Raw genomic sequence first — 14,718 nt, forward strand, 5'->3', positions numbered from 1 at the left:
GATTTTTTTTCGTAATAAGATTAAGCCTTACTTACCTTTTTTCTTCTTAGGTCTTTTATAGAAAAACTTATACTGTAAGTATTGGTAGGCATCACGAGGTAAAATTTTAATCCACTTTTTGTGCTTTAGAAACCACTTAAAGCGTATTGAATTGAACCCGTTGGTAAGGTAACCGGCGATAAAAGGATGAACATTTAACGTGATGTTCGTATAATTTTTATCGCTGTTTAACAAGCGTTCTAATTCAGCTTCTATTTTATCCAATAAAACGATAGGAGCTTCAACTTCTCCATTTTTATTCGGATTTGGTTCTCTTGTTTTTATGTGTAATTCAGGTCGTACACGTTGTCTTGTTATCTGTACTAAACCAAACTTACTCGGAGGTAAGATTTTGTGTTTTGTACGATCAAAAGACATAGCTTCTTTTAAGTGTTGAAATAACTTTTGTCTGTTTTCAGCACTTTTCATATCAATAAAGTCAACGACTATAATTCCTCCCATGTCGCGCAACTGTAACTGGCGAGCAATCTCGGTAGCGGCAATTAGGTTGACTTCTAAGGCAGTTTCTTCTTGGCTTAAGGCTTTGTTAGAGCGGTTTCCACTGTTTACATCAATTACGTGTAAAGCTTCGGTGTGCTCTATTACCAAATAAGCACCTTTGCTCATAGAAACTGTTTTACCAAACGATGTTTTTATTTGTCTTTCAATGCCGTACTTTTCAAAAATAGGCATCTGTGATCTGTGTAGTTTCACTATTTTTTCTTTTTCAGGATAAATTTCTTGAAGGTATTCCTTAATCTCTACCTTCAGTGCTTCATCGTTGGTGACTATACTTGTAAAAGAATCGTTCATCACATCTCTTAAAATAGAAGATGCTCTATTTAACTCACTTAAAATTTTCGTCGGAGTATTGTTGTTTGCTATGCGCTTACACATGGTTTTCCAACGATCTAGTGAATTTTGTAAATCTTTGTCAAGTTCTGCTACTTTTTTTCCTTCAGCAACAGTACGTAAAATAAGTCCAAACCCTTTAGGTTTGATACTTTTTGCTAATTTTTTTAAGCGTTCTTTTTCCTTGTTATCTGCTATTTTTTGCGATACAGATACGCGGTTCGAAAAAGGAACTAATACTAAATACCTACCGGCAATAGACAGCTCAGAACTAATTCTAGGCCCCTTGGTAGATATGGGTTCTTTTACAATTTGTACTAATAAATTTTGACCTGACTTTAGTACATCGTTAATGCTTCCGTCTTTGTCGATGTCCTCTTCAAAGCGAAAGTTTTTTAAAGTGAATTCTTTAAATTTACCTGTGCTTACCTTTTTAATGAATTTGTTCAAAGATTGAACTTGAGGTCCCAAATCGTGATAGTGTAAAAAACCGTCTTTTGGGTAACCCACATTGACAAACGCAGCGTTCAGCCCAGTCATTACCTTTCCTATTTTTGCAAGGAAAATATCACCTACTGAAAACTTGTTGTCGCTCGTTTCTTTGTTTAATTCTATAAGTTTTCCATCTCTTAATAAGGCAAAATCAATATCAGAAGAATTGGAACGAATTATTAATTCTGTTTTCATCTGAAGTTGTTTTTATGCCTTGTATTTGCATACAAGACGGATTAAAAATTGTAAACAGGTATTGTGTTTTAATACCGTTTAAGGTGTTGAAACCTTAATGTCAATGAACGTTTTTAAGCTATTTAAGCAAACGGAAAAAGTAAGCTATTGCTTACTTTTTCTTATGACGATTTGCTCTTGCTCTTTTCTTTCTTTTGTGTGTAGAGATCTTAGCTCTCTTTCTTTTCTTACCACTTGGCATAATTAAAATGTTTTAATAAAGCTTGCGCTTCAGGTTAATACTTTATTTACAGATATTATTTAACTGCTACTTTCGCTTTTACACCTTCAGTAAATACTTTAGATGGCTTAAAAGCTGGAATGTTGTGAGCAGGAATTTTAATAGTAGTATTTTTAGAGATATTTCTTCCTGTTTTCTCAGCTCTAGTTTTGATGATAAAACTTCCGAATCCTCTTAAATAAACATTGTCACCGTTCTCTAACGCCTCTTTAACCTCTTCCATGAATGCTTCAACAGTCGCTAAAACATCTGCTTTTTCAATTCCACTTTTATCCGAAATTTTAGATACGATATCTGCTTTTGTCATTATAAATATTTTTTGATTTGTTTTCTTTAAAATTTGAGGATGCAAATATATGATAATTAATCTATTCCGAAAAAGTTTAAACTTAAAAAAAAACGAGGGAAATACTGTAATTTTGCAAAACTAAATTTTTAAAATGTCTTTTGGTAACAATTTAATACAGTGGTATTTAGAAAATGATCGGGATTTGCCTTGGCGAAAATCTAAGGATCCTTATGTGATTTGGTTGAGTGAAATTATGTTGCAACAAACACGCGTAGCCCAGGGTTTACCGTACTTTTTGAGCTTTATTAAGCATTTTCCGACCGTGTTCGATTTAGCAAATGCCCCCGAAGCAAAGGTGCTTAAACTTTGGCAAGGACTCGGCTATTACTCCCGAGCACGTAATTTGCACTTTACCGCAAAATACGTGGCCAATGAGCGTAATGGCATTTTTCCAGGAACTTATAAAGATTTGTTAAAATTAAAGGGAGTAGGGGATTATACCGCCTCAGCCATCGCTTCGATTTGCTATCAGGAGCCCGTTGCTGTAGTCGATGGAAACGTATATCGCGTACTTGCCCGATACCTGGGGATCGCAACTCCCATAAATACGACGAAGGGAATTAAGGAGTTCAAAGCAGTTGCCCAAGAATTGCTGGAGCCCAGTGAGCCCGGAAATTACAATCAAGCACTGATGGACTTTGGCGCACTTCATTGTAAACCCCAAAACCCGCTGTGTTCAACCTGCATTTTTTCGGAATCCTGCGTGGCCTTTAGAAGCCATCAGGTAAAAGAACTTCCGGTAAAAGAGAAAAAACTCAAAGTAAAAAAACGTTACTTTAATTATCTAGTGGTCGACACGGAGAAAGAAGCGACCGTTTTAGAGGAGCGTAAAGGAAAAGGTATTTGGCAAGGCTTGTATCAGTTTCCGCTCGTAGAAGGAAAGGGCGAAGTGTCGGAAAAGGAGTTGCTGCAGTCGGCCCGCTTTCAAGAACTCGTTCACCATAAAGAAGTATCCGTATCGCTCTTTAATGAAAAGGCAGTAGTTCACAAGCTGTCACATCAGCATTTGTACACGAATTTCTGGATAGTGAACACGCCGAGCGTTACTGAAGAAACCATCAGTTGGAACGAGGTAAAACAAAAACCCGTACCAGTGCTTATCGATAAGTTTTTGAAGGAATATTTAAAGGAGGAATTGTAATTTTTGTATATTTGATGTTACACAAATTTAAAGCATATGGCAGGTACCGTTAACAAGGTAATACTTATTGGACATTTAGGAGATGAAGTGAAGATGCACTATTTTGAAGGAGGAAATGCCATCGGTCGTTTTCCTATTGCTACAAATGAAACCTATACCAACAGGCAAACAGGAGAGCGAATTACAAACACGGAATGGCACAATATAGTCGTGCGTAATAAGCTGGCTGAAATATGTGAAAAATACTTGACCAAAGGAGATAAAGTATATGTGGAAGGACGATTGAAAAACCGTCAATACGAGGTGGACGGACAAAAGCGCTATACTACCGAAATTCAAGTGCAAGACATGACTTTTTTATCGACTAAAAAAGATCCCGCTGCAATGGGACGCCCAGCAGAGCAACCGTTATCAGGAAACCCTGCGAGCCCAACCGGTGCAGCACCTCAGGTGAATCAGACACCTATGAATGACGATGATGATTTACCATTCTAGTTTAACTTAAATTTTAATTTTGGATCCAGAACCCGAACCTTTTCTTCATTTTCTCAGCGCTATTGATTGGTTAACAACCCTCAATGCGACGCTTTTGCTGGCCTTGCTTATATGCTCAGCACTCGTTTCAGGAGCTGAAGTGGCCTTTTTTTCCATCTCCAATACCGAGTTGGAACAACTGAAAGACAAAAGCAAAGGAAAGAGCGTGGTGGCGAATTTGTTGGCGAAACCACAAAAATTGCTCGGTACCATTTTAATTACTAATAACTTTATCAATATTCTCATCGTACTACTCTTCGCAGCTTTGGGAGAAGTGGTTTTGGAAGGGATTGATAAAAAGTGGAAATTTGGTATTGAGGTTATTCTCGTTACTTTTTTGATTTTACTCTTTGGTGAGGTGCTCCCTAAAGTCTACGCAACCAGAAAATCACTGCAGTTTGCGACTTTTATGTCGAGGCCTATTCAGGTATTGAATACCGTTTTGACCCCTTTAAGTGCTCCCCTAATCAAGCTGACCTCTGTCGTAGAAAACCGCTTGGGGAACAAGAATAATAATTTATCGGTTGAGCGCTTGTCGCAGGCGTTGGAACTCACTTCTGACGATGCGACGACCAAAGATGAACAGAAAATATTAGAGGGAATCGTCACCTTTGGAAATACGGAAACGGTACAAATTATGCGACCGAGAACCGACGTTTGTGCCATCGAAGAAAATACCAGTTACGAAGAGGTACTGCGTATTATACTAAAAAACGGCTACTCAAGAAATCCAGTATTTAGCGATAATATCGACAACGTCATTGGCGTTTTATACGCAAAAGACCTGCTCAAACACCTGGACAAAGAGACCTTCGATTGGCAATCGCTAATTCGCAAGCCCTTTTTTGTCCCTGAGAACAAAAAGCTAGATGACCTGCTAGGAGAGTTTCAAGAGAAAAAGAATCACTTGGCTATCGTGGTAGATGAATACGGCGGAACCAGTGGTATTGTTACCCTAGAAGACGTAATTGAGGAAATTGTAGGAGATATCAATGATGAGTTTGACGATGAAGACTTGAGCTATTCAAAGCTCGATGAGAACAATTATGTGTTTGAAGGGAAAACGACCATCAAAGATTTTTGTAGGGTCTTAGACGACGAGCATGAAGAAGATTTTGAAGAAGTAAAAGGGGAAAGCGAAACGATTGCTGGATTTATCCTAGAAGTATCTGGAAAGTTTCCGAAGAAAGGTGAGAAAATAAATTTTAGTAAGTATACGTTTACGGTAGAAGCGATTGATAAAAAACGAATTAAACAAGTAAAAGTAACCAGAGATGCGTAAATTAATTGGTATTGTGATGTGTGTAGTGTTGTGGGGGTGTGGAGCCGATCCGTTTCCGAAACCCAAAGCCTACCTGAGTTTGAATTACCCGAAAAAGGAATTTCGCAAATTGCCGGTGAAACGCCCGTATCAATTTGATATTCCCGAGAATACAGAAATTAAAGATTTACCTAAGCAGTGGTTGAAAATCAAATACCCCGCATTAAAGGCTTCCGTTGATATTACTTACCGACCCGTACAGGGTAATTTGAGAGAGTTATTGCTTGAATCTGAGAAACTTGTGCTAGAACATACGGTGAAAGCGGATAATATTTCTTATATTAATTACTTCAATGACGAAACCAAGGTTTTTGGAAAGCTCTGTGAGATCAGTGGTAATGCTGCTTCTCAAGTGCAGTTTCACGTAACCGATAGTACAAAACATTTTTTAAAGGCTTCGTTGTTCTTCTATGCCAAGCCTAACTACGATTCGATTTATCCGGCTGTTGAATACATCAAAAAGGATATGATACGAATGATGGAGACTTGTGAATGGACGACGAAGTAGGGATTTGCCAATCGCTATGAGGACATTTTTTTTGTTATTATTTAATTCAGAGCAAGCAGCAGTTTCACTTAAAGGTGAAGATAGTCGTGCTGCCTATCAACGAACACTTTGGTTGTTTGCCGTATTAGGTGTACTGCGTTATGTGTTGTTTATAACGCCAGAGGAAGAAAACCGGCTGTTCGTTGTCAATTTAGGCTTTACCATCCTACACGTGTTCTTAATGCTTTGGTTTGCTTTAGTACTGGGCTTTTCCCTGTCTGTATTAGCGAATTGGTTGGGAGCCAAACAGCACCGCGAATATGTGATCCCATTGCTCGGATACGCTTTTGTCCCCATAGTACTCTTCAATGCGATTGCCGTATTAGAGCACTATATTTCACAGCTCAACGAGCTCATACCACATCACGTTTTAGCGATGTTGAGTTATATCGCCTGGTTGTTAGCCTTGTGGATACTGCTAGTGGGAGTTAAGCGGCTGTTCAACTTTTCTTATGCCAGAAGTGTTTTTTTACCGCTGTCTTTAGTGCTTATTAAGTGTGCTACGATTGTATTGTTTCTATGGCTTTAGCGGGCTTTTTACTTTGCAACCAAAGGTAAAATTGAAGTCCAAACAGCAATGCTCCTGCCAATAAGTGCGTCGCTTGGGTACCGAGCGGAAATTCTGCGTAATACATTAAAATCCCCGTAATCGTTTCTAGGAAAATTAAAAACACGATCCAATTGACTAATTGATATCCAAGATTTTTGATTTGATTTAAGTAAAACATTCCCAAATTCACCAAAACGATAGCGATGGTAAACGAGCGGTGAAAGTAGAACTTAAAATTAGGATCCATTAAGCTGTATTCTTTGTTGGCAAAACCAAATTGCTTTACCTGTTCGTCGATAAATTGTCGAACCTGAGTTCCCATAGCAATTTGTATCAATGAAAATACAACGGATACGATGAGTAGCTTGTTGAATAAAGCATTGTATTTTCTGTTGTTTTCTGTACTTGGGTTGATAATGAAGTGCAAGTATAACAAAAGGGCTACAATCACTAAACCTGCAACCATATGTATGGTGATGATGGTGGGTTTTAGGTTGGTGTCTACTACTGTTTTTCCCAGCCAAGCTTCGAACAACATTAACAAGAAGGCTCCGTAGGCCAATAGGGGAATGCGCTTGTCGTTATTCCAGTATTGACTGGCAGAGACGATTAGGAACAAAAAGACAAAACCTGCAAGTACGGATGCCAATCGGTTGATGTACTCCGTCCAAGTATGGTATTTGTTGAATTTTGCGTAATCGTGTTTGGTGTATTTTTCCCAGTTACTAGGGTTAAAACTAGCTGCCGTGGTCACATCGTTTTGCGCTACAAATAAGGTTTCGTCTTTGATGATAATCATGCCTTTTTCATAACTTTTATTCGCTTGCCACGTAATTTGGGTTTCTGAGGTAGGCGGAATGTAATATCCAAAACACTTTGGCCAATCTGGACAGCCCATACCTGAACCAGTCATGCGAACTACAGAACCTGCAATAAAGATTAAATAGACTGAAATTATCGATAATTTTACCAGTAGTTGTAAACGATTTTTCATGGGAAATAAATTTTTACAAAGGTACGGAAAACCCGAAGAAAAAGTATTTGAAGCCATTCTAATTAAGTATAAAAAAACGCCCCAGTAGATTTCTATGAGGCGTTTTTTATTAGAGGTGTATTTTTATACTTGTTTGACTTCTATGATGTTCACAGGACAGGCTTTTTTTGCATCGTTTGATGCATCGTAAATGCTTTCGTCATGCGACTTAATGGTATAGAATCCTTTTTTTTCCGTGGCGTGCAACAAAACAGACTTTCCGTCCTTTTTAGACATTTGAAATTGACCCGGTGCCAATTCCACGCAGTAGTTGCAACCAATGCACTTGTTTCTCTGTAGGGTGATGACTACCATTAGTTTTTGGCAAATTCAGTTTTTACTATTTTATACAGTTTGTCAGAAGGTCTAATTCTGAAATCGAGTTTCATAGTAACTTCGTCTCCTTTACTCGCAGTAGTAGCGTCCTTATCGTTTACGTACATGCTCTGTAAGGTCATTTCACGTGCACCAGTAGTTGGGCCCGTAATCAAAATAGTATCACCAACAGAGACGTCATAGGCTTCTATTTTAAACTCTCCAATGGAAGGTTTAGGGAAAAAGTGTACTCCTTTACCCAAGTAAACTTTTTTCTGGGTTGCGTGTGAGCCGGGTTCTTTGCTCCATTCACCGAGTTTTTGACCTAAGTAATAACCATTCCAAAAACCGCGGTTGTATACCTTTTCTAATTCTTGCATCCAGCTAATGACCTTGGCTTTGTCATAACTTCCGTCATACAAGCTGTCGATAGCGTCTCGGTAGCACTTAATTACCTTGGCTACGTATTCAGGAGCTCTACCGCGTCCTTCAATTTTTAAAACCTTAATTCCGGCGTCAGCCACCTGATCTAGAAAGTCAATGGTACAGAGGTCTTTTGGTGACATGATATACTCGTTGTCAAGCTCCATTTCAAAACCAGATTCCTGATCGATAACCGTGTATTTTTTGCGGCAGTTTTGCTTGCAGGCACCTCTGTTTGCCGAGGAATTATGTGAATGTAAACTCATATAACACTTACCAGAAACAGCCATACACAAAGCACCGTGTCCGAAAATTTCGATCTCGAGTAACCTACCTGAAGGCCCTTTGATTTCTTCCTTGGCAATTTGATCGGTAATTTTCTTAACCTGTCGTAAACTCAATTCTCTACTCAACACAACCGTATCGGCAAACATCGCGTAGAATTTCACGGTTTCGATGTTGGTAATATTGATCTGCGTAGAGATGTGTACCTCCATTTGTTCGGCACGAGCCATAGCAATTACCGCCTGATCCATGGCAATGACGGCTGTAATATTAGCTTCTTTTGCCCTTTTGATCAGTGTTTTTACGATTGATAAATCGTGGTCGTATACTATGGTGTTTAAGGTCAGGTAGGTGCGTACGTTTTTTTCGGTACACCTACGTGAAATTTCCTCTAAGTCGTCTAAGGTAAAATTGATAGAGGCACGTGCTCTCATATTGAGCTGTTCCACACCAAAATACACCGAATCACATCCGTTGTCGAGTGCTGCCTGTAACGATTCGAAATTACCGGCAGGAGCCATTAATTCAATCTTCTGCATTACTTCTTGTACTTTAATGCTTCTGAACGTCCTTTTTTGAAAATTTTATTGCTGGCGTGCTTTCCTTTTCTCAATGCTTTTTGCTCTTCGTAAGGAAGTTGAATGATGTCTTGACATTCAGGAGAACAGGTGTTTTCTGTTTTTTCAGCACAGGCCTCACACTGAATGAAAAGTAAATGACATCCTTCGTTGGCACAGTTGGTATGCGTGTCGCATGGAGTTCCACATTGATGGCAATTAGAAATGACATCGTCAGAAATACGCTCAGCTCTTCGGTGGTCGAAGACAAAGTTTTTACCTAAAAACTTGTTTTCGAGACCTTCGGCTTTTACTTGACGCGTGTATTCGATAATTCCACCTTCAAGTTGGAAAACATTTTTAAATCCTTTGTGCTTGTAGTAGGCAGAGGCTTTTTCACAACGAATTCCTCCCGTACAATACATCAATAGATTTTTATCTTCTTTGTGGTCTTTTAAGTCTTCCTCAATGATGTCTAGTGAATCTCTAAACGTATCTACATCTGGAGTCACAGCACCGTCGAAATGGCCAATTTCACTTTCGTAGTGATTGCGCATGTCTACGCACACTGTATTCGGATCGGCCAACATTTTGTTAAATTCAGCGGCAGATAAATGAACTCCTTTATCCGTTACGTCAAAAGTTTCATCGTTTAATCCGTCAGCAACAATCTTATCACGTACCTTAATCTTTAACTTTAAAAATGACTTGTTGTCTTGTTCAACAGCTACGTTTAATCGAATGTCCTTTAGAAACTCAATAGCATCTAATTGATCTTTTAATTTGAGAAAATTTTCTGAAGGAACTGATATCTGGGCGTTGATTCCTTCGTAAGAGACATACGTTCTCCCAAGTACATCGAGCTTCTCCCATTCGATAAACAGCTTGTTTCTAAATAAGGTTGGGTTTTTTATCTGAAAATATTGATAAAAAGAAATAGTAAGACGGTCTTTTCCCGCTTCGTCAATTAATTGAGCGCGTTCTTCCGCGCTTAACTTGTTGTACAGTTGCATGCTATACCATTTAAGTTAAACAAAATGTGTTGATTTTGTAAAAAATCGCTGCAAAGGTACTGATTTTTTGTGGTTTGCTGTTTAATTTGCTACTTTTTGTTTAAAATTGATAAGAATTAAACCAAGGGCTAAAAAAACACAAATTTAATATACAACCAATCTGATTTTTTTAAACCTTTGTAACTGTTAGAGAAACAGTTTAAAAGAAAAAACACGTTAAAATTTAAATATAATGAGAGTAGCAGTAGTCGGAGCTACCGGAATGGTAGGAAATGTAATGTTACAGGTATTAGCTGAACGTAATTTCCCAGTAACAGAGTTAATCCCCGTAGCATCTGAGAGATCAGTTGGTAATAGTATTACGTATAACGGAACCGATTATACGGTTGTCGGGTTAGAAACGGCCGTTTCGATGAAACCCGATATCGCTTTGTTCTCAGCAGGAGGAAGTACTTCTCTGGAGTGGGCACCAAAGTTTGCCGCAGTAGGAACTACGGTTATCGATAATTCTTCTGCTTGGAGAATGGACCCTGAGAAAAAGTTAATCGTTCCAGAAATAAATGCCGATAGCCTTACGGAAAACGATAAAATTATCGCAAACCCAAATTGTTCTACCATACAAATGGTGTTGGCTTTAGCGCCATTGCACCGTAAGTACGGAATTAATAGGTTGGTGATTTCTACGTATCAATCCATTACAGGAACAGGAGTTAAGGCCGTTCGTCAGTTAGACAATGAAGCTAATGGAGTGGAAGGAGAAGCTGCCTACCCACACCAAATTCATAAAAACGCCTTACCACACTGTGATGTCTTTGAAGACGGAGGGTATACGAAAGAAGAACTTAAGTTAGTGCGTGAAACGCATAAGATTTTGAATGACGATTCGATTGGAGTAACGGCAACAGCTGTGCGTATTCCTGTTGTTGGTGGCCATTCAGAGTCTGTGAATATCGAGTTTGACAGTGCTTTTGAAGTAGAAGATATCAAGCAGTTGTTATCGGAAACAGACGGAGTTATCGTACAAGATAATATCGAAAACAACGAGTATCCTATGCCGTTTTTCGCGGAAGGAAAAGACGAAGTTTTTGTAGGGAGAATCCGTAGAGATTTCTCTAGAAACAATGCATTGAATATGTGGATTGTTGCCGATAACCTCAGAAAAGGAGCAGCGACAAATACAATACAAATCGCGGAGTACTTAGTGAGTAACGACCTCGTAAAGAAGGAAGTTTTAGCCTAAGATATTTTCGAAATAAAATTACAATCCTGAGCGCTTGCTCAGGATTTTTTTGTGCTATTTTTGTGTGATGGATACAAAAAAAATTATTGAACATACTCAGAATTACGTCCGAGAAACCTTGAAAGGAGCTGAAGGAGGACACGATTATTTTCATATAGAACGCGTGTATAAAAACGCCTTACTCATCGCTGAAAATGAAGAGGTCGATACGTTTGTGGTGGCCTTAGGGGCACTGTTACACGATATAGCAGACAGTAAATTTTACAATGGTGATGAAACAGTAGGTCCTAAAAAGGCAAGTGACTTTTTGAGTAGCTTGGAAGTGGAAGATTCAATTATTGAACACGTAGTGCAAATTATTCGAAATATCTCTTTTAAAGGAGGGAATTTTACTCAAGATTTTCACTCACCAGAACTCGACGTCATCCAGGATGCGGATCGTTTAGATGCTATTGGCGCAATTGGAATTGCGAGGTGCTTTAACTACGGAGGTTTTAAAAATAGAGCGCTGTACGATCCGAGTATTGCTCCAAATTTAAACATGACAAAAGAGGAATACAAGAAATCTACCGCTCCGACCATTAATCATTTTTACGAGAAATTATTACTCTTAAAAGACAAGATGAATACAGCGACAGGGAAAGCGATTGCCGCTGAAAGACATTTGTTTATGGAAAAATTTCTAGATCAATTCTATATGGAGTGGGAGGGGAAAGTATAATGTTAATTTTTTGTGTTTTTTAAATAAAATTTATGTTAATTTTTGTTTTTTATGAAAATTAGTGTATGTTTGGAACTCAATCCCCATAATAAAATTTATTCCCCTTAAGTAAAAAATAGCATCTAAAATCTTTTTAGGCGCTATTTTTGTTTTATGGAGTTACTACAAACCGAGATTATTTACGACCAGCCGTCTAAGGAGCATTACCGAGTTCTAAAATCACTCTACAGCGAAATTTTCACCGATGCCGACGAGGGTTTTTTTGATCAGCGCTTTCGCGAAAAAGAGCGATTCTTAACGCTTGTTGCCTTCTGTAAAGGGAAGCCAGTAGGATTTAAAATAGGATATTTATACGACGAGGATACTTTTTACAGTTGGTTGGGTGGAGTGTTGCCTGCGTTCAGAAAAATGGGAATAGCCGATATGTTGCTGCGAAAACAGCACGCACTGGCCAAAAAAATGGGTTTTTCGAGAATAAGAGCCAAATCGATGAATCGATTTAAACCCATGATGATATTAAACCTTCGTTCGGGGTTCAATATCACCAGGGTATATACCAATGCTACAGGGCAGCAAAAGATTGTTTTTGAAAAGGAACTTTAGTTTCCTGGAAACGAAGGTTTTCTTTTTTCTAAAAAGGCAGTAGTACCTTCTTTAAAATCTTCGGTAGCAAAACAAGCACCAAATTCTTCAATTTCAGTCTCAAATCCGTTAACACCGTCTACGTAGTTATCATTGACAGCTCTAATTGCTGCAGCGATAGCCACTGACGAGTTTCTCATAATTTTACTCGCTAATTTCTCTCCTAAGGCTAGCAATTCGTCTTGTGGAGTTACGTAGTTTACCAAACCACATGATAGTGCTTCTTCAGCAGAAATCATACCAGCAGTCATAATGAGTTCCATCGCTTTTCCTTTACCGATGAGTTGTGCCAAACGCTGCGTACCACCGTACCCCGGAATAACTCCTAATGATACTTCAGGTAAGCCCATTTTTGCGTTGTCTGAGGCAATTCTGAAATGACAGGCCATAGCGAGCTCTAATCCGCCTCCTAAGGCAAATCCATTAACAGCGGCAATTACAGGAGTACTTAAGTTACTTACAAAGTCAAAGAGTTTTTCTTGTCCTTGCTTGGCTAAGTGTTTTCCTTCTTCTTCAGAGAAATGAGCAAATTCTGAAATATCAGCTCCAGCAACAAAGGCCTTTTCTCCACTTCCCGTTAACAAAATAACTTTGGTGTCGGCATCGTCCTCGAGTGCTTTAAAAGCTTCGTGTAACTCTTGTATGGTATCTTTGTTGAGTGCGTTTAGTTTTTTAGGTCTGTTAATCGTTAGCTGTGCTAAACCGTCGTGTTGTTCTAAAATTATATTTTCAAAGTTCATATGCTTTGTATTTGAATGTGCTGATTCGTTTGATTTATGTTCTCGGTAGTATTACTGTAAATACGGTTCCAATTCCTTCGGTAGAGCTAAATCCAATAGTTCCGTCGTAGGTTTCAATGATTTTTTTAATCATGGGGAGTCCTAACCCCATACCACTGGTTTTGGTGGTGAATTTAGGTTCAAAAATAAGGTCTTTATTTTCCTCTTTAATTCCTTTTCCATTGTCGGAAATCGTAATCTTTACATTGTTGCCGTCCAGTGATACTTTTACATCAATCTTGGGTTTTTGCTCTCCTTTTTGCATGGCTTGCGTGGCATTTTTTACCAAGTTGGTGACGATGCGAATGAGCTGTGTTTTGTCGAGATGTGCCATGAGAGAAGTCTCTTCAGGTAAGTATTCGATATAGTCTTCCGTAAAGATGTCTAAAGCGTGTTTTACTACGTCAATAACATCGAGCTTTTCACGTCGTTGTGTAGGCATTTTTGCAAAATCTGAAAAGGCAGAGGCAATAGAGCTCATGACATCTATTTGCTGGATGAGCGTTTGACTGTATTCTGTGAGCTTTTCACGAATGTTGGGATCCTCTGGGTTAAACTTTCGCTCGAAACTCTGTACGGATAAGCGCATAGGGGTCAGCGGATTTTTAATCTCGTGGGCTACCTGTTTTGCCATTTCTTTCCAAGCCTGTTCACGTTCACTTCGAGCGAGTCGAACAGCACTTTCTTCCAATTGGTCAATCATGTTGTTGTACGCCGTTACTAAGGAGCTTATTTCAGAACTCGGTGTTTTTAAAGTGATTTTTTCATTGCGTTTGTTCAGGCTAGTTTCTTTAATTTTTTCCGAAATGGTTTGGATAGATCGGGTAATATAACTCGATAAAAAATAAGCGAGTAATATGGCGAGGATAAACATGATGACGTATACCAACGTGAGGCGAGACATAAATTCTTGTAGCTCTTTTTTCTGATCTTCGTTGTCTTGGGCTATCTGCAATTGTAAAATCCCGATGCGTTTGAATCGAGAGTCGTTGATGTAGGTATACGACGACTGGTAGGTAACTCCTTTTTCTCTTCTCGATTTTAATATGCGGTGATTGGAGTTGATGGCGAGTTCTTTGACCGTTTTCCTCGATAACGGAACGTCTTCGGCTTTGTCGAAATTATAGGGAATCGACGATTTTATCAGTTTCCCCTGCATGTCGTACATCGAAATGGTCAGTTTGTGAACACTGGCGATTTCATAAATGCGATCTTGAAAAATTTTAGGTAAATTTTCAGAAGTTACAGGGTAGGTTGTTTTGTCTAGTTCAATTTCAATATTGTGCTTGGTCGCCTGCTCTTTACGCCCAAAACGTTGCACATTATAATCTTTAGTCTGTTCGTTGTATTGATAGATGGTAACGGTTACAATCAGGATAGAAGCCAATAGGATGAGGAGTATCATTGACA

Annotated in this window: 16 protein-coding genes; 8 read left to right on the forward strand and 8 right to left on the reverse strand. The window is 38.7% G+C overall.

The annotated features are described in order from the left end of the window. Nucleotides 1–27 precede the first annotated feature (27 nt). Entirely contained in the window at nt 28–1,578 is a 1,551-nt protein-coding gene (locus ACXAG7_RS10505) for an Rne/Rng family ribonuclease (RefSeq protein ID WP_408045587.1), read from the reverse strand. Nucleotides 1,579–1,874: 296 nt separating this feature from the next. Further along, nucleotides 1,875–2,165: an HU family DNA-binding protein gene (locus ACXAG7_RS10510; protein ID WP_408045586.1), complete on the reverse strand. Its 291-nt coding sequence runs from the start codon at nt 2,163–2,165 to the stop codon at nt 1,875–1,877. A gap of 133 nt (nt 2,166–2,298) precedes the next feature. On the opposite strand from ACXAG7_RS10510, the gene mutY reads away from it, so the two are divergent. From mutY to ACXAG7_RS10535, 5 genes are read left to right on the forward strand one after another with little or no spacing between them, the layout of a single operon-like run. After that, entirely contained in the window at nt 2,299–3,348 is a 1,050-nt protein-coding gene (mutY, locus tag ACXAG7_RS10515; protein WP_476666782.1) for an A/G-specific adenine glycosylase, read from the forward strand. 36 nt (nt 3,349–3,384) lie between these two features. Continuing rightward, entirely contained in the window at nt 3,385–3,843 is a 459-nt protein-coding gene (locus tag ACXAG7_RS10520; protein WP_408045584.1) for a single-stranded DNA-binding protein, read from the forward strand. 19 nt (nt 3,844–3,862) lie between these two features. Continuing rightward, nucleotides 3,863–5,164 (forward strand): gliding motility-associated protein GldE, encoded by a 1,302-nt coding sequence (locus tag ACXAG7_RS10525; RefSeq protein WP_408045583.1) that lies wholly within the window; start codon nt 3,863–3,865, stop codon nt 5,162–5,164. Then, nucleotides 5,157–5,711: a gliding motility lipoprotein GldD gene (gene gldD, locus ACXAG7_RS10530; RefSeq protein WP_408045582.1), complete on the forward strand. Its 555-nt coding sequence runs from the start codon at nt 5,157–5,159 to the stop codon at nt 5,709–5,711. Before ACXAG7_RS10525 ends, gldD begins: the two co-directional genes overlap by 8 nt. A gap of 16 nt (nt 5,712–5,727) precedes the next feature. After that, nucleotides 5,728–6,279, forward strand: a complete 552-nt coding sequence (locus tag ACXAG7_RS10535) for a YIP1 family protein (RefSeq protein ID WP_408045581.1) — start codon at nt 5,728–5,730, stop codon at nt 6,277–6,279. Here the strand turns inward: ACXAG7_RS10535 and ACXAG7_RS10540 are convergent. From ACXAG7_RS10540 to trhO, 4 genes are all read right to left on the reverse strand, one after another. Then, the gene (locus ACXAG7_RS10540; RefSeq protein WP_476666783.1) at nt 6,251–7,294 is read right to left on the reverse strand and encodes a COX15/CtaA family protein; all 1,044 of its coding nucleotides are present in this window, start codon (nt 7,292–7,294) and stop codon (nt 6,251–6,253) included. The genes ACXAG7_RS10535 and ACXAG7_RS10540 overlap by 29 nt on opposite strands. Before the next feature lie 123 nt (nt 7,295–7,417). Beyond that, nucleotides 7,418–7,648 carry a ferredoxin gene (locus ACXAG7_RS10545; protein WP_408045579.1) on the reverse strand — a complete coding sequence of 77 codons (231 nt, stop codon included), beginning with the start codon at nt 7,646–7,648 and terminating at the stop codon, nt 7,418–7,420. Further along, nucleotides 7,648–8,895 (reverse strand): U32 family peptidase, encoded by a 1,248-nt coding sequence (locus ACXAG7_RS10550; protein ID WP_408045578.1) that lies wholly within the window; start codon nt 8,893–8,895, stop codon nt 7,648–7,650. Before ACXAG7_RS10550 ends, ACXAG7_RS10545 begins: the two co-directional genes overlap by 1 nt. Continuing rightward, on the reverse strand, nt 8,895–9,926 hold the full coding sequence (gene trhO / locus ACXAG7_RS10555) for an oxygen-dependent tRNA uridine(34) hydroxylase TrhO (RefSeq protein ID WP_408045577.1): 1,032 nt from the start codon (nt 9,924–9,926) through the stop codon (nt 8,895–8,897). Before trhO ends, ACXAG7_RS10550 begins: the two co-directional genes overlap by 1 nt. 232 nt (nt 9,927–10,158) lie before the next feature. Here trhO and ACXAG7_RS10560 point away from each other — a divergent pair, with 232 nt between their 5' ends. The 3 genes from ACXAG7_RS10560 (at nt 10,159) to ACXAG7_RS10570 (ending at nt 12,490) form a co-directional block, all read left to right on the forward strand. Further along, on the forward strand, nt 10,159–11,166 hold the full coding sequence (locus tag ACXAG7_RS10560; RefSeq protein WP_408045576.1) for an aspartate-semialdehyde dehydrogenase: 1,008 nt from the start codon (nt 10,159–10,161) through the stop codon (nt 11,164–11,166). A 67-nt stretch (nt 11,167–11,233) separates the two neighbouring features. After that, nucleotides 11,234–11,887, forward strand: coding sequence for an HD domain-containing protein (locus ACXAG7_RS10565; RefSeq protein ID WP_476666784.1), 654 nt, complete (start codon nt 11,234–11,236; stop codon nt 11,885–11,887). A 153-nt stretch (nt 11,888–12,040) separates the two neighbouring features. Continuing rightward, entirely contained in the window at nt 12,041–12,490 is a 450-nt protein-coding gene (locus ACXAG7_RS10570) for a GNAT family N-acetyltransferase (protein WP_476666785.1), read from the forward strand. Here the strand turns inward: ACXAG7_RS10570 and ACXAG7_RS10575 are convergent. Together ACXAG7_RS10575 and ACXAG7_RS10580 are read right to left on the reverse strand one after the other, a co-directional pair. Beyond that, nucleotides 12,487–13,269 (reverse strand): enoyl-CoA hydratase/isomerase family protein, encoded by a 783-nt coding sequence (locus tag ACXAG7_RS10575; protein ID WP_408045573.1) that lies wholly within the window; start codon nt 13,267–13,269, stop codon nt 12,487–12,489. The two genes, ACXAG7_RS10570 and ACXAG7_RS10575, sit on opposite strands and share 4 nt — an antisense overlap. Before the next feature lie 34 nt (nt 13,270–13,303). Further along, the gene (locus ACXAG7_RS10580) at nt 13,304–14,713 is read right to left on the reverse strand and encodes a sensor histidine kinase (protein WP_408045572.1); all 1,410 of its coding nucleotides are present in this window, start codon (nt 14,711–14,713) and stop codon (nt 13,304–13,306) included. Between the last annotated feature and the right edge of the window lie 5 nt (nt 14,714–14,718).

Source organism: Tenacibaculum sp. AWR4_210 (assembly GCF_056160945.1).

Excerpts from the sequence above, each read along its gene's own strand:
- ACXAG7_RS10505 (WP_408045587.1), bottom strand. The coding sequence starts at position 1,578 with ATGAAAACAGAATTAATAATTCGTTCCAATTCTTCTGATATTGATTTT.
- ACXAG7_RS10510 (WP_408045586.1), bottom strand. The coding sequence starts at position 2,165 with ATGACAAAAGCAGATATCGTATCTAAAATTTCGGATAAAAGTGGAATT.
- mutY (WP_476666782.1), top strand. The coding sequence starts at position 2,299 with ATGTCTTTTGGTAACAATTTAATACAGTGGTATTTAGAAAATGATCGG.
- ACXAG7_RS10520 (WP_408045584.1), top strand. The coding sequence starts at position 3,385 with ATGGCAGGTACCGTTAACAAGGTAATACTTATTGGACATTTAGGAGAT.
- gldD (WP_408045582.1), top strand. The coding sequence starts at position 5,157 with ATGCGTAAATTAATTGGTATTGTGATGTGTGTAGTGTTGTGGGGGTGT.
- ACXAG7_RS10535 (WP_408045581.1), top strand. The coding sequence starts at position 5,728 with ATGAGGACATTTTTTTTGTTATTATTTAATTCAGAGCAAGCAGCAGTT.
- ACXAG7_RS10540 (WP_476666783.1), bottom strand. The coding sequence starts at position 7,294 with ATGAAAAATCGTTTACAACTACTGGTAAAATTATCGATAATTTCAGTC.
- ACXAG7_RS10545 (WP_408045579.1), bottom strand. The coding sequence starts at position 7,648 with ATGGTAGTCATCACCCTACAGAGAAACAAGTGCATTGGTTGCAACTAC.
- ACXAG7_RS10550 (WP_408045578.1), bottom strand. The coding sequence starts at position 8,895 with ATGCAGAAGATTGAATTAATGGCTCCTGCCGGTAATTTCGAATCGTTA.
- trhO (WP_408045577.1), bottom strand. The coding sequence starts at position 9,926 with ATGCAACTGTACAACAAGTTAAGCGCGGAAGAACGCGCTCAATTAATT.
- ACXAG7_RS10560 (WP_408045576.1), top strand. The coding sequence starts at position 10,159 with ATGAGAGTAGCAGTAGTCGGAGCTACCGGAATGGTAGGAAATGTAATG.
- ACXAG7_RS10565 (WP_476666784.1), top strand. The coding sequence starts at position 11,234 with ATGGATACAAAAAAAATTATTGAACATACTCAGAATTACGTCCGAGAA.
- ACXAG7_RS10570 (WP_476666785.1), top strand. The coding sequence starts at position 12,041 with ATGGAGTTACTACAAACCGAGATTATTTACGACCAGCCGTCTAAGGAG.
- ACXAG7_RS10575 (WP_408045573.1), bottom strand. The coding sequence starts at position 13,269 with ATGAACTTTGAAAATATAATTTTAGAACAACACGACGGTTTAGCACAG.
- ACXAG7_RS10580 (WP_408045572.1), bottom strand. The coding sequence starts at position 14,713 with ATGATACTCCTCATCCTATTGGCTTCTATCCTGATTGTAACCGTTACC.